The sequence below is a fragment of the Paenibacillus sp. FSL R10-2199 genome, from assembly GCF_038000235.1.
Taxonomy (GTDB): Bacteria; Bacillota; Bacilli; order Paenibacillales; family Paenibacillaceae; genus Paenibacillus_AQ; species Paenibacillus_AQ phytohabitans.
On the sequence record NZ_JBBOBO010000001.1, the window covers coordinates 6,381,393 to 6,395,893 of the forward strand.

Below are 14,501 nucleotides of genomic sequence, written 5' to 3' on the forward strand. Positions count from 1 at the left end.
TTATGCTCAGACTCATGCCCATGCTAGAACAGGCGTCACTGCTCAAGCCGAACAGTAACCCGATACTCTCTTCCTGCTTCATAAGGAAGCACGGCATCCATCCAGTCCTCTCCGTCAACCGTTACCTTCACCGTTCCCCGGCTAATCCGGGCGGGATTAAGCACATGAATCCGGTACGAGGCGGACCGGTATTTCCGCTCCACTGTATACTCCGGCCATTCCGCTGGAATGCAGGGGTCGATAACCAGTCCAATAGCCGTAGCTCTGATCCCGAGCGCATATTCAAGCGTAGTCCAGAGCATCCAGCCTACCGTTCCGGTAGAGACATGATGGCTGGACTTGCCGTAGTTCGGGGAATCCGCCAGGCCGAAATAATAATTCGGCACAAAAATCGGCACCTGCCCGTTCTGCCCGGGCGGATTGCCCGGGTTCGTCGGCAGCGTCCGGCTGATCGTCTGCCAGGCTTCGCTTCCCCGGCCTACGATGCAGTCGGCGAACGCTTTGAACATGGACGCGTGGCAATAGACGGAGCCATTCTCGGTAGTGCCCGCCAGCTTAAGGCTGATCCGGCCCCATTTGGGATTCCAGCCGCTGAACGGCGGCTCCAGCAGCCGGGGTCCGAACGGTGTATCTAAGCTGTCAATCGCAGCTAGGCATTTCGCAAGCCGCTCCCCGCGGGCAATACCGCTCATGATCGCCCAGGTCTGGGTGTTCAGGAACAGCTTGCCCTCTTCATCCTGCGCGGTTCCGAACGGTATACCGTCATCATCGAATCCGGCCACATACCAGCCTCCATCCCAGCAGGTGCGGTTAACGGCATCCGCCAGCTGCCCGGCGAGAGTATTCAGATGCTCTGTATTCTCCTTATCGCCAAGCCGCCCGCAGAAGGGGAGCAACGCCTGAATGGCATAGACCAGCGCCATGGTATTCCAGGCTGATTCCCCGCGGCCCAGCCGCCCCGGTCCGTTAATCGGGTCATTCCAGTCCCCGTCTCCCATCAGGCACAGTCCATGCGCTCCGGTCTCACCGGCCATATAATCCACTGCCAGCAGCAGGTGCCGATAGATGGTAGCGCTATCAGAAGATCCCTTGAAGCCCACCTGCCGCAGCAGCAGCTCCGGATCTCCGCACTGGTTCAGCAGTGCCGTCATGCAGATAACCAGCCAGACCGGGCCGTCCGTATGCTTCAGCAGGCACAGATTCTTGGGCGGGGAGCCGTCGGTCATAATCCACTGCTGGATGAAGCCGCTGCTCTCCTGGCCCTGAAGCACAGAGATCATATACTCTGCCGCCCCGGCAGGATCAACCAGCGCATAGCCGAGGGCATCCTGAAGCTGATTGCGGACCGGGCAATAGCTAGACATGCGGTTCGTGCGGGTCTGCATGACGATCTGTTTTTTGAGCCAGATATTCATGAATGCATTCACATCCGCGTCCGGTGTCTCCACCCGGAACATGCCGGTGATCCCCTCCCAGTAGTCCTCAGTTTCCTGGAGCAGAACAGCATACCCCTTGGCTGCCAGCTCCGCCTTGCTGCTGCGGATCTCTTCCAGGGAAGAGGCGCAGCCCGCTACAAAATGACGCACTGCCTGTTCACCCGGCTGAAGAGTCATGGTCTGCTGGAGGGCTCCAAGCGGATTCTCCGCTTCTGCCTGCCGGCCCGAACAGTGCCCCTTCTGCACGGCTGCCGGAAGCTCGTACATATCGTCGCCCCCGAAGAATGCACGCTGGCTGCAGTCATAGGAATCCGCCGGATAATCTGAGTACACGTACACCACGTTGGTATGGTCATCGCATCCGGCCTTCTGTTCATACGTGACATGATAAGGGAAGGAATAGGAGGACAGGATTTGCGATTCCTGATCGAACCGGCATTTGCTGCCCATCACGCCCCCGTTCTCCAGCGAGAACGCCGTGAACAGCGATAAGCTCCTCGGCTTAACGCCCGTATTCGTGAGCGTTACTGTCCAAATCTCCTGCTGGCCCGTGCGTGGTACAAAGACATGAATAGAGGATGTTATCTCCTGGGATACGGAGCGGATCTCGGTACTCCCCAGGCTATGAATACACTCATACGCCTCCGGCTCTGTCTTCAGCGGCTGATAGAACGGCGACCAGGCTTTCCCCGTTTCCTGATCCTTCAGATAAAAGTAGCGGAAGCCTCTGCTGATCGTCCGGTTATGGGGCTGAAATGCAATACTGTCCCCCTGCCCCGTCTGGGATACCTCCATATAATAAGTGTCGTTAAACAAATAGTTGAACCATCTTGCCGGTGTCCGGGGAGTGGTAATGACATAATCTCTCCCCTGATTCCGGAAATACCCGTAAGCACCGCTTTTGTTCAAATGAATTACACACCTTTCCTGTTCTCCTTAAGCTCCTGCTGCCCTGCCCTACACAACACAAGCTGCTATTCCACCAGGTTGGTCCGGTACTGGCCCGGAGTAATCCCTTCCATCTTGCGGAAATAACGGATGAAGTTCGCCGGATTATTGTATTTCAGTTTCATTGCGATCTCGGTGATCGTCAGATCGGTATCCTTTAGCCATCTTTTGGCCACGGTAAGCCGGTATTGCGCCAGATAATCGGTGAAGCTGGTCCCGGTCTCCTGACGGAACACACGGCTGATATACTGCGGATGATAATTCAGCCTGGCCGAGCATTTCTCCAGCGTCAGATCTGTGTCGAAGGCTTCAGCAATCAGCTGCTTCACCTCTTCCGAGATACTGTTGAACTGCGTCTCCTGCCGCTCTTTCAGCAGCCCGATAGCCGGCGAAACAATGACCTTTCCGAACCAGGCTTCTATATCACCGGGACTATGCATGGCAAGCAGCTCCTCGAACAGGGAATCCTCCCCTGCCCTCAGCAGGTGGTGGGAGATGCCTGCGTCCTGCAGCAGGCGGATCAGATCCATCAGCAGCCGGACCAGCGACATCTGATATTCCTGATGGTCGGATTCCTCGCTTGCGAGCGCATTCATCACCTGGGACAGGCGTTCTTCTGCCCGGCCGCTGTCATGTGATTTAATCGCTTCGCACAGCTCATCGGCAATTTTCTTAGGATAGACAATTTCCTTACGGCTTGCCGGCTGCACATCTTCAATGAACAGAATGACCTCTTCTCCGAGACGGGCCCGGTACTTCAGCGCATTCTCCCCTTCTTCATACCCCCGGCCCACTTCAGGCCAGGCTGTACAGGAGCGGCTAATGCCGATGCTGGTCTGCAGCTCCAGATAACGCTTAACAGATGCCTGTACTTCAGCAGCCCTGGCATACACGGATTCCTTGAAGGCTTCTTCGGACTGCGTACTTGTGCCGGTCAGGATCACCACGGACTCCCGGATGACAATCGGCGGAAGACGGTCTCCTTCCGGGACCACCTCCAGCGCGATATTGCTGATGGCAAACAGCAGCAGATCCCGGTCCTGCTCTGTAAACCGGCTGCTGTCAAGCCGGTCAACCTGTACAAGCAGCACCCGCATAACTGTCCACTGGCTGGTGTGCCCGTAACCATAGTCCATGAGCCGCTCCTGGATACCCTGGGATCGCGCTTCACCCAGCATCATTTTGCGGACCAGAAACTCCGCCAGCTGCTGCTGCTGTCCTTCAAGCTCAAACTGCAGCTTGGTCTGATCCGAGAGAATGCCCTGTATCCGGTCGGAGATGGCGATGAACTCATCCTTTCGGGGTCTCTGCTCCTTATCAGGCAGCAAGGACGAGTAGATATGCCGCACGGGACTATACATCCGGCGCGAGCCGATCAAAGCTGTAAACACTGTGGCAGCAAGCACACAGAGACTGATCAGGATCGAGGTCCTGCCAATGGCAGTAGCCTGACGGGTAACCGCCTGGGTAGGAACGACCGATACGTACGTCCAGCCGTTATAAGCTGACTTCCGGTAAGAGATGGAGGCCTTGCTCTCATCGGCTATGCCGTTGAATACTCCGGCGGTATCTTCCTTGTCCCGGATTGCAGCGATGTAAGCTTCAGCTGACAGATCCTTATCCAGCAGCGAAGGGTTGGAATGGCTAATCGCCCGGCCATCCTCATCCAGTATGAATACGCTGCCCATGCCCGGCTCATTGGCGATCAGATCGTTCAGCTGCTGGGAGGACAGCACCACCGCGATCATGCCCCGGGGTCTGCTCGAATTAATCGGCCATTTCTTGATATTAATGACGGCGTGGTTCAGTTCAACCATGCCGTCGGCCCCCTGGATGCTGGCTGAATTGCCGCTGATCCACACCGATCCGTTAGGCATTCCGGCGAACGGCCGCAGCTTCTCCTTCAGACCCGGCTGGCTGTAAGCATCCATGCCGGAATTGGTAATCAGCCAGTCCTGTTCCAGACTGAACAAATAGACATCCTTAATCCCCAGCTCGAACGTCTGGATCGAGGAGAGATTTTTATACAGCTCATGGATCATTTCCATATCTTTAATGCCGAGTTTAGTCGCAATTGCATTGGTCACTGTCGGCAGCCCCAGAAGCTGCGTGGTGGAGAAATCAATCATCTTAAGCGTCTGCTCCACCCGCAGCTGGCTCTGCCGGAGCACCTGGGAGTTACGTTCTTCAACCTGCTGAAGCACCGACTGCGAGGAGTAGTGATAGGAATACCACCCTAAGATCAGCACCGGAAAAGCACCGATCACCAAGGTAAGAATGATTAGTTTCAATAAATAGCTGGATATCCGTATTCGCATGACTCACTACCCCCGCAATCGTATGTTGCTTTTATTCTAGCATATGGGGATTCTCAGGCACGTTTATTGCGCATTCGCTTGGTTGTAGGCTGCCGTATATTCTTCAATCACCTTCGCGCCGCCGTCCTTCTCCCATTTCGCGACAGCCTGATTCCACCCGTTCTCGTCCATATCCCCCATGATAAAGCGGACCCGGGCATCATCAATTATTTTGCTAAGCTCCGAGCCCCGTTCGCTGTAGGTATCGGAAATGAATGGCTGAACCGGGTTGACCACAGCGATTTCCGCATTCTTTTTCCACATCTCATCACGTAAATGCACCAGCGGATTACCATAGGTCACCACTTTATCCCTTAGGACAGCCAGCTGGGAGGAATCGCCCATGCCGTATTCAGCCAGCAGCTTGGAGTCGGTGGTCTTGACGTAATTCCCGTTATCCAGCGTGAACTGGCGTCCCTCCAGCCCGTTAACCAGCATATTCTGCATATCCTCATCCGACACTTTGTCAAAAAAGTTCAGAACGGCCTTGAGATCTTCCTCTGTCTTCACCGAAGTCTTGGGAATCATGAAGATGCCGTATGAGCCTGAACCGCCGGGACTGCGGAGTCCTTCCGGACCTTCCAGCGCGTTGACCATCGTAATCGTACCGGCTGGCGTAACCTTCTTCACACTCTCTTCAATGCCGTTGGCATCATTCAGATTCGCAATCCACGAGCCTGCTTTGCCTGCGTTAATCATCTGCTTGCCGTCTTTCACCACAGCGAAATCCAGGTTGATGAGCTTCTCATCATACAGCTTTTTGTAGAATTTCATCGTTTCCAAAAAGGCAGGGGACAGATGAGCCGGACTCGCCTTCCCGTCCTTGATCTCCCAGTCCGCCGGACCGCCCATCCAGGTCAGCATAGCCCGCCAGCCCGCTGCCACCTGCTGCTCGGCCAGGCCGATCGTATCGGCTTTGCCGTTCTGATCCGGATCCTCCTTCACGAATGCCTGCAGCACTTTATAGAAATCATCCACCGTCTTCGGCTCCTGCAGCCCGAGATTCTCCAGCCAGTCCTTGCGCAGCATCAGGCCGTCACGTGCCAGATCCCGTTCGCGGTAGATCCCGTACACTTTTCCGTCAATGGAAATAGCATTCAAGGCTACTTCGTTCATCCGGCTTAAGTTGGGATAATCCTTCAGGTAAGGACCCAGCTCCCAGAACATGCCGGAGCGTACCGAATTGACAATGTAGGGCAGCTTCTGGTCGAGCACAAGCACGGTGCTGGGCAGCTCGCCCGATGCGATGGTGGCGCTGAGTTTATCCGAATAGGTGGTCGAAGGGACCCAGGTGATTTTGAGATCAGTATTCGTCCGTTCCTCCAGCTGTTTGTAGATTTCACCTTCCGGGTCCATCGGCTCCGGATTGTAGCTGGTCAGCATCATGGACATTTTGTAAGGCCCGGCAGGTGATGCGGTTCCGTCTGCGCCTTGAACGGCATTCTCTTCTTTATTGCTGTTACTGCCGCAGCCGGCTAATGCACCCAGCACCAGAGCTGCCGAGAATGTCGTCAGCGCCAGACTTTTAAAGCCTTTTGCCCCTTTGGTTGTTTTCATGATTGATGTTCCTTCCTTAATATGAGGTGGGTGGTGTAATGCATCGAACTTGAGAAATGGAATACTCGGCTTGGTCGCGGCTGCGGGGAATGTTTGGACTTCCGGCCGCTGTTAGGTATGGATTTCCTGAATTTTTACCGCTGGCTGCGGTTGAAATCCAAAGCTAAAGGCGGACGCTACCGCTCCTACAGTTCCAAACTTCCCCTCCGCACTACTGCCTTTTATTATTTTCTCAAGTTCTCCTTATTTGGGTGTGTGATAGCAATTTCAAGTGCAGGGCCGTGACTACGGGGAATGTTTGGCCCTCCGGCCGCTGCCCGTCTGCAGATTCCTTGAATTGCACCGCTCTTCGCGGTGGGAATCCGCAGACTGATGAGGCTTCCGTAGCGATCCGGTAACTCTCCGGAAATCTTGCACATAATACAACATTTCCTTCACCAAATCGGTCAAAATCCAAAATTGTTGTACAGAATACAGGATTTCACCTTTTCCAAGCGGCTTAGCCGGAATATTATTGTATTTCGTGCAACAATCGTCCCAAACACCTGGCTATCCGTGAATCAAAGTTGTATAACGTACAACATTTCTCTCTACGCTGCCTCCTAAGAGGACTCAAATCAGCCGGTACGCATCAAGCGTACTAAATTTCCGAAGTGTACTGAATTTCTGTGCTGCCAGTATCACAGCGACTGACCGGTAACGTGTATTGTTATTGTCCAGCTCACCGGCGGCTTCAAACTCCCCCTCCGCACTCCTGCCCTTCATGAACCTTCAGACCTCAGCCCTTCACCGATCCCAGCAAAGCGCCTTTGGCGAAATGCTTCTGCAGGAACGGGTATACGATCAGAATCGGAATCGTGGAGACTACGATGACCGCCATTTTGACAGCCTGGTCCGGTGGGATAAAGTTACTCTCCAGCGAAGACGTATCTCCCAGACTTCCGCCCTGGGACAGCATGACAATCTGCCGCAGCAGCACCTGAATCGGCCACTTGGTTGAATCGTTAATATAGAGAATGGAGCTGAAGTAAGTATTCCAGTGGCCTACGGCATAGAACAGCGAGAACGTAGCCAGCACCGGCAGGGACAAAGGTATGACAATCCGCACCAGAATGCCGGGATCGCTGGCACCGTCGATTTTGGCCGATTCCTCCAGATCCGGCGGAAGCTGCTGGAAGAAGCTGCGGACAATAATCAGGTTAAAGGCACTGATGGCACCCGGCAGCAGCAGCGACCAGTACGTATCCAGCATCCCCAGCTCTTTGACCACCAGGAAGGTGGGGATCATCCCGCCGCTGAACAGCATCGTGAAGATGACCATGAGCTGGATCGGAGAGCGGAAATCCATATCCCTGCGGGATAACGGATAGGCCATCAGGCAGGTCAGTGTAATGTTGATCAGCGTACCTGCGACTGTGATGAAGATGGTTACTCCCAGGCTTCGCATCAGCGTATTGGTGGAGAAGATATAGTTGTACGCCTCCAGTGAAAACTCTGTAGGGAAGAGAATAAACCCCTTTTCAAGCAGCTCCCGCTGCGTTGCGAATGAACCGGCAACCACATAAATGAACGGAACAATAGTAATGAGCGCAATGACTGCCAGCACGATGATATTGAATAGATCAAACAGGCGGCTCGGCCATGATGTTTCTTTTACCACAATTCTACCTCCTTTCGCTGTTTTTCCTAGAGAATTCCTTCCTCACCGAACCGTTTGGCCAGGAAGTTGGAGCCGAAGACCAGCACCAGCCCGACAACTGACTTGAACAGTCCGACCGCAGTACTGTAGCTGTACTCTCCCTGCGAGATCCCCGTGGTATACACATAGGTATCGAAGACTTCGCCAACCTCCCGGTTGAGCGGATTCAGCATCAGGAAAATCTGTTCAAACCCCGTATCGAGGAAATTGCCCAGCCGCAGGATCAGCAGAATCACAATGGTCGAGCGGATCGCCGGAAGTGTAATATGCCATAGCTGGCGCATCCGCCCGGCTCCGTCTATTTTGGCAGCCTCGTAGAGCTGCGTGTCTACACCCGCCAGCGCGGCCAGGAAGATGATCGTTCCCCAGCCCGTTTCCTTCCACATAACTTCACCGGTGATGAAGGTCCGGAACCAGCCGGGACTAAGCAGGAACTGGATTTTCTCGCCGCCCACAGAGGCAATCGCTTCATTGACCAGCCCTCCCTCGGTTGTGAAGAACAGGTAGGCAATGGAGACGATAACCACCCAGGACATGAAGTGGGGGATATAGACCAGGGTCTGAATTGTCTTCTTGTACGTCTGCGATCTTAATTCATTCAGCATCAGTGCCAGCACAATCGGCAGCGGAAAAAAGAACAGAATATTGTAGGCCGCCAGCACGAACGTATTCTTCAGCAGCTTCCAGAACAGCGGGTCCCCGAAAAAGCGGTCAAAATGCTTCATCCCCACCCATTCGCTGTCGACAAACCCCAGGAAGGGCTGATAGTTCTTGAAGGCCAGCAGGATCCCATACATCGGTACATATTTAAAAGTGATAAAATACAGCAGTCCCGGCAGCAGCATGATATACAGCCAGCGGTTGCGGGCCAGACGCTTCAGCTTCTGCCTGCGGAATACAGCAGACATTGACGGCTTCGAAGCCGCTAATGGATTTCCCATGTTCCTTCCCCATTTCCGGCACCCTTGGATCAGTTATTTTTGTTTATATAAGTGCACTTAAGATTTGAACTTGAAGCTTCATCGTCACTGCGGTGAACATTTGGACTTCCGGCCGCTGTTGTCTCCAGATTTCTTAATTTTGAACCGCTGTTAGCGGTAGAAATCCGGTGACAAAGGCGGTCGCTACCGCTCCTACAGTTCCAAATTTCCCCTCCGCTTCTTTTGCTTTTTGTTTATTTCTTTAGTGCTTATCTAGAACCTGATCCTTCAGTGCATTGAATTGCCCGGTTGCCCGGTTATAAATTTGATACCAGCCATTGTCATCCCATACGGAGAAAGCAAACTGTCCAGCAATAGCCTTGTTCGCAATTTGACGGTACGAATCCAGAAGTGTGTCCGTAATGACTCCCCGGTGCTCGTACCCGAATTCGCCCAGATACACCGGAATGTCATGCACATCGGCGAATTCCCGCTTCACATCGTCCACACGCTTCAGATGATCCGCCAGATTCTGAAAATACGAGTGATAAGTCCCCATAATATAGCGGTCCGTCCCCCCGCCCGGCAGGTCCTGCGGATTGCGGTACGTATCGTACAGCCCCCAGCCGCTGTTGTAGTTGTACCCGCCGAAGATCACAATCCGCTTGGCATGCGGCTGCATGCCGCCGAAGGTATAACCGCGGATCGCCGCATACGCCCGCTTGTTGAGCTCAATGACGCTCGCTTTGGCAGCTGCCCCCGTATTCAGGCTCAGATGCGGTTCATTGAACAATTCGAACACCAGCGTGTCCGGTTCATCCTTGAACAGCTCTGCGATTCCTGTCCAGATGGTCTCCAGCCGCTGCATGTTCGTTTCGAAGGCAGGCTCGCCCTGCACCGCGTTCATTGCCCATTCCTCGTGATGTGCATTCACAATCAGAATGACAGGCGGCTTGCCTGCGCAAGCCCGCTGAACGTTCACATCCTTCAGGACATAGTCCACCAGACGCTTCACTGTCGCCACATTCGGAGCGCTGAAGGAGAAATGCCCCGCTTCATCCGCAGTCGAAGCATATTTATCACCCCGTCCGCCCCAGTTGACCGGAATCCGGATGTTGGTGTACCCCGCCGCAATAAAAGCGTCCACGGCCGCCTTCACCTCATCGTAACTCTGGCTGTTCCAGTTCCCTTCAAACGTGTTGCCCAGATTGGTTCCCCTGCCCATAAGACCGGCCATTTCCTCCGCCGTCAACGGAGTGGAAACGGCAGCTCCAGACGATGTCTCCGCCTTCGCACTGGCTCCGCCGGTCAGCAGTGCAATCAACAGAATGGCACAGACCGGCCAGATCATTGCAGATTTGAAGCTAGTCGGGAATCTCATTAATCATGCCTCCTCAGGATGGTAATGGTTCAATAGAACGGTATACATCTAAACGAAAGCGTATTCATTTCGCAGCTGGATAGAGACATACTTCTCCGGTCCAGCAGGTTCAGGCAGCAGCTGCTTGCTCTGCCACCAATATAGAGGAGCCTTTGAATTGCCGTCTATAGTCATCTTAGTACCACTGTGTGAAGCCTTGCTGCTGCTGGGTTTGCGGCGCCCGGTTATTCATTACAGACTCTGCTGTTGTCATTATCTAACCTGAGCTTTGGCTTCCCTGGAGTCGGTCCGTTTACAGATATCTCTTCCCAAATGCCCATATGTCTACTGCCGGACAGCAAAAAGGACCGGCCCGGCCATTCCCTGGCTCCGGGTCAGTCCTTTTCCATTCGATTACTTCAGATTGATCTCTTTAATCTTATCCAGCGGAATTTTCGGCTCGCGTGCCTCTGTCAGCAGACCGTTGATTTCCTGCTGCACATCGGTGAGCTGGGTAGCAGTATCCGCAGATATAATCCACACTCTTGATCGCCTGAGTCAGGCTTGCGAAGCGGTTCAGGAATTCTTCCTCCGATGCCACCTGATGCCCGTATCCCCAGCCCTTATCGGACTGGAAGGCGATCCCGCCGAATTCCGATATAATGATGGGCTGGCCTCTGTACGCATATCCCTCCGCGAATGCATATTTCCATTGATTGCAGGTGGTCTCTTTATTCACGATGGCTTCTTTATTGTCACCGTATCTGCTTAAGAAGCCTTCACCCATTTCAACGTAGTCATGCAGGGTCAGAATATCCGACACGGTATGCTCCCAGCCGTCATTCGTAATCACAGGGCGGTAGGGGTCAATCGCTTTGGTTAAGTGATAAATACCTTCTGTGAATTTCTGCTGCCTCTGGTCGTGCAGAATGTTCGGGACGCCCCACGACTCATTGAACGGCACCCAGGTAATAATGCTTGGATGATTATACTGCTGCTGGACGATCTCCAGCCATTCATTCGTAAATCTCTCAACGGCGCGGTCATGAAATTCGAATGTTGCCGCCATTTCCGACCATACCAGCAGGCCCTTTACATCGCACCAGTACAGGAAACGGGCATCTTCAATTTTCATATGCTTGCGTACGCTGTTGTAGCCCAGCGCCAGAATATAATCAATATCTGCAACTATCGCTTCCTCGCTCGGCGGTGTCAGGTGGCTCTCTGTCCAGTAGCCTTGATCCAGAATAAGCCTTTGATAGATTGGCGCATTATTAAGCAGCACCTTGCCGTTCCGGATCGATACCTTCCGCATCCCGAAATAGGAATGCACGCGGTCCGCGACTTTGCCGTCCACATAGAGTATAAACTCGACATCATACAGATTGGGCTGTGCCGGTGACCAATAGCTCCGCTTCCAGGGACCGCTTGCCTCATGCAGCAGATCGATTTCCACCGTCTGGCGGGGCCGGTCTATAATCTGGCTTGTGGTCTTAACCGGGACTCCCTTTAAAGTAACTGCAGCCTCCAGAAGGATCTTTCCTGCCGCCGTCTCCAGTCCGTGTACCTGAACATCGAACGAGACGCTGGAGCGGTCGATATCCGGAGTGATTTTTACAGAATCCAGCCTCTGCTCTTCCACATATTCCAGCCAGACGGTCTGCCAGATTCCGGTGCTCTGCACATAAAAGCATTCAAAATTGTCCTTCGTCCAGCGCTGCTTCCCGCGGGGCTGGGTACAGTCATTACTGTCTTCTGCCTTTAACGTAATGTTATTATCCTTCCCGGATACAAGATAGGGGGTAATGTCGAAGGAAAAAGCAGCATATCCTCCCTGATGACTGCCTGCCAGGATGCCGTTCACCCATACTTTGGCGTGATAATCCACCGCCTGAAAGTGGAGGATCACCCGTCTCCCGGCAGCAGCCTCCGGAATGGACACGGATTTGTTGTACCACACCCGGGGATGAAATTCCTGAAGACCGACTCCGCTTGCCTGCGTCTCGTAAGTATAGGGAACGGTAATGGTATGGGTTGCGTTCAACTGTTCCTGCCATCTCCCGCTTTCTCCGGTATTCTGGTCATCAAACCGGAAGCCCCATTCACCGTTAAGAGACTGCCACTCCCTGCGGACGAACTGCGGTCTGGGATAATCCTTGATATACGCCTTGGTTGTCATGGTGCTCCCCCGTCCCGTGTGTCAGACCCGGTTCTGAATTCCAGTGCATAGACCGATGTCGGACGCAGCAGACAGTCCTCCGCCCATCTTTCAGCGGAAACCTCGTTAACCTTGCAGGAGATACGGCTTGGCGCAAAGACAGAATTGATCTCCCGTTCAGATTCTCCCGTTATTTCATATACAACTACAGTACCGTCAGCCTCGAATCCGTGAAGTGTGAAGGAAGCCTTCACTTCCTGCAGACTCCGGTTAACGGCAAACACGGTGACAGTATCGCCGGACCCGTTCGTGAACGCTGCGATATCCAGATCCGGCAGGGCGTCCAGATTGATCGGCGCCGGTTTGCCGGAGCTTACGGAGAAAGTGCCGCACTCCGTATCCACGGGCAGCAGGCGGGAAATATCACGGCCCGCATAGAGCTTCATGACTTCATAGGTTGGCGTGCCATAGACGGTTAACGGGTGCCCGCTCCAGCCCGGCAGCTTGCCGCAGTATTGATCGGCATAATAATCCCCCACCCGGATACAGCCGCCGAGCCATCCGTTCACCAGATCGGAGAAGCTGCCGATATGTACCATCTCACTGGCACGGAGCATCTCGTTCAAATTGGCAGCATTGGCTACCGCAGCGCCCAGCGTGTGCTCGTCCGGCAGCCCTTTGCGTACCGTGTTGGGATAATACATCGTATTGTATTCGGTAATTGCCAGCTTCACATGACCATGCTTCGGATTGGACCGGATCTGTCCCGCCGTCTGTTCTATATTGTAGCGGGTCCATTCCGGGAATGAAGCTATGGCTTTATAGCGTTCTTCATCCGGAGTATCATGGTCCATTGCAAAACGGTAGTAGCCATGATAGAGATGCAGGGTCAAATAATCGATCTGCTCACCTGCGATATCCAGTACGGCCCGGTTCCATTCCTGATCCGTATGTCCGCAGGCCAGAATAACAAGGGAGGGATCTGCCTGTTTCATGGCTTGAATGAAGGACACGGTCCGCTTGGCGAACTGCTCCGCCGTAGTTGTTCCGACCTGCCATGGTCCCCACACCTCGTTGCCAATCTCCCAATACTTCACATTATAGGGCTCCGCATACCCGTTGGCGGCGCGCTTCGCTCCCATGGGAGTTTCGATCCCGCCATTGCAGTATTCCACCCACCTCGCTGCCTCCTCCGGCGAGCCGGAGCCGTCATTCACACAGATGAGCGGTTCCACGCCGAGCTCCCGGCAGAACCGGATGAATTCATCCGTACCGAAATATTTGCTGGTCCATCCTCCCCATGCCTCATTGAACATGACCGGACGCTCCAGCACCGGACCGACGCCGTGCTCGAAATGATAGGCGCTGATATAGTTGCCCGCCAGCCGCATCATCCCGGCGTTCAGGTCTTTCGTCATTTCGACCACCTTACGTTTTACGGTGCCGATGTGGTCTTCCGGGAGCAGAGAGACATGATCAATCCATAACATGCCGGTAGATACATGATCCCTCCATCTGGGGTGTTCGGCCGGCACATACACACGAAACTCTGCATCTGCGCTGTCCCGGCTGACAGACAGCCTGGCTTCATACTGCTGCCAATTATGGCCCGCCAGTCCGACACGCTCAAGCCCCAGCCGTGCCTGGGTAATCCTGTCTATCGCTTCTATAATAATGTAGTCCAGTTCAACGGAAGCTCTAAGCACCAGCTTGACCGTATACCGCCCTTCTTGGAGAGCGGTCCTCTGGGCGATGCCGGCATAGGCCTCATCATCACTCAGCAGCCGGATGCGCTGGGCGCGGCCCGAATGCTTAGGGGCAGACGCTTCAAGTGCATATCCGGTATTCCGTCCATTCGTATAGGCATACCAGCTTCCCGGCACCCCTGCCGTACTCCCCGGCTCACTTTCGAAATCCATATCCTTCAGCGGATACGCCAGCATGGCTTCCATATGATCGCGGATATCCTCCACGAAATGTCCGAACAGGTACGGGTTGACCGTATGCCCGCTTGGCTGGCTGCAGTCGATCGTTATCGTTGCTTGGTTAGACAATTTCAATCCTCC

8 protein-coding genes and 1 pseudogene are annotated in these 14,501 nt (G+C 54.0%); all 9 read right to left on the reverse strand.

Annotation, left to right across the window (positions count from 1 at the left end):
- Positions 1-35: 35 nt before the first annotated feature.
- The 9 genes and pseudogenes from NYE33_RS27965 to NYE33_RS28005 all read right to left on the reverse strand — a co-directional run bounded on the left by NYE33_RS27965 (position 36) and on the right by NYE33_RS28005 (position 14,489).
- Complete coding sequence (locus NYE33_RS27965; protein WP_341068506.1) at positions 36-2,345, reverse strand: 3-O-beta-D-glucopyranosyl-beta-D-glucuronide phosphorylase; 2,310 nt, start codon at positions 2,343-2,345, stop codon at positions 36-38.
- Between the two features lie 65 nt (positions 2,346-2,410).
- Positions 2,411-4,702 (reverse strand): AraC family transcriptional regulator, encoded by a 2,292-nt coding sequence (locus tag NYE33_RS27970; RefSeq protein ID WP_336101920.1) that lies wholly within the window; start codon positions 4,700-4,702, stop codon positions 2,411-2,413.
- 63 nt (positions 4,703-4,765) lie between these two features.
- A complete protein-coding gene (locus NYE33_RS27975; protein WP_341068508.1) occupies positions 4,766-6,298 on the reverse strand; it encodes an extracellular solute-binding protein in 1,533 nt (510 codons plus the stop codon).
- 612 nt (positions 6,299-6,910) lie between these two features.
- Entirely contained in the window at positions 6,911-7,063 is a 153-nt protein-coding gene (locus NYE33_RS27980; RefSeq protein WP_156118595.1) for a hypothetical protein, read from the reverse strand.
- Between the two features lie 13 nt (positions 7,064-7,076).
- Complete coding sequence (locus NYE33_RS27985) at positions 7,077-7,958, reverse strand: carbohydrate ABC transporter permease (RefSeq protein WP_042135835.1); 882 nt, start codon at positions 7,956-7,958, stop codon at positions 7,077-7,079.
- Between the two features lie 26 nt (positions 7,959-7,984).
- A complete protein-coding gene (locus NYE33_RS27990; protein WP_269323272.1) occupies positions 7,985-8,905 on the reverse strand; it encodes an ABC transporter permease in 921 nt (306 codons plus the stop codon).
- A gap of 274 nt (positions 8,906-9,179) precedes the next feature.
- Complete coding sequence (locus NYE33_RS27995; protein ID WP_341068510.1) at positions 9,180-10,298, reverse strand: glycoside hydrolase family 5 protein; 1,119 nt, start codon at positions 10,296-10,298, stop codon at positions 9,180-9,182.
- A gap of 393 nt (positions 10,299-10,691) precedes the next feature.
- Positions 10,692-12,456: pseudogene (locus NYE33_RS28000) on the reverse strand (glycoside hydrolase family 2 protein).
- On the reverse strand, positions 12,453-14,489 hold the full coding sequence (locus tag NYE33_RS28005) for an alpha-L-arabinofuranosidase C-terminal domain-containing protein (RefSeq protein WP_341068513.1): 2,037 nt from the start codon (positions 14,487-14,489) through the stop codon (positions 12,453-12,455). Before NYE33_RS28005 ends, NYE33_RS28000 begins: the two are co-directional and overlap by 4 nt.
- Between the last annotated feature and the right edge of the window lie 12 nt (positions 14,490-14,501).

What these genes read in the sequence shown, in the direction of transcription:
- NYE33_RS27970 (WP_336101920.1), bottom strand. Translation starts at nt 4,702, where the DNA reads ATGCGAATACGGATATCCAGCTATTTATTGAAACTAATCATTCTTACC.
- NYE33_RS27975 (WP_341068508.1), bottom strand. Translation starts at nt 6,298, where the DNA reads ATGAAAACAACCAAAGGGGCAAAAGGCTTTAAAAGTCTGGCGCTGACG.
- NYE33_RS27980 (WP_156118595.1), bottom strand. Translation starts at nt 7,063, where the DNA reads ATGAAGGGCAGGAGTGCGGAGGGGGAGTTTGAAGCCGCCGGTGAGCTG.
- NYE33_RS27990 (WP_269323272.1), bottom strand. Translation starts at nt 8,905, where the DNA reads ATGTCTGCTGTATTCCGCAGGCAGAAGCTGAAGCGTCTGGCCCGCAAC.
- NYE33_RS27995 (WP_341068510.1), bottom strand. Translation starts at nt 10,298, where the DNA reads ATGAGATTCCCGACTAGCTTCAAATCTGCAATGATCTGGCCGGTCTGT.